Source organism: Vibrio sp. 10N.222.55.C6, assembly GCF_041473395.1.
GTDB classification, from domain to species: Bacteria; Pseudomonadota; Gammaproteobacteria; order Enterobacterales; family Vibrionaceae; genus Vibrio; species Vibrio crassostreae_C.
The window spans coordinates 1-227 of the sequence record NZ_JBFRSD010000901.1; the positions used below are offsets into that span (position 1 = coordinate 1).

Consider the following 227-nt stretch of genomic DNA (forward strand, 5'->3'; position numbering starts at 1 on the left):
TATTCACATTCAGCCAGAAGGACGCCCGCCAAGAAAGTACCTAATGCCATCGATAAGCCAATCTGCTGCATGATGACGGCAATACCAATCACCAATAACAACGCTGCAACCGTGAAAAGCTCACGGACACCGCTCATCACTACGTATCGGAACAGTGGCCTCAACAAGAAGTGACCACCGACCAGCAGACCAATCACACCGCCTAGCATCCACAGCATGTCAGCCCA

1 protein-coding gene is annotated in these 227 nt (G+C 51.5%); it reads right to left on the reverse strand.

Translation table 11 applies throughout. The features are described from left to right. Positions 1–227, reverse strand: a 227-nt coding sequence (locus AB4486_RS26775) for a cation:proton antiporter (RefSeq protein ID WP_372119806.1), incomplete at both ends; no start/stop codon positions are given.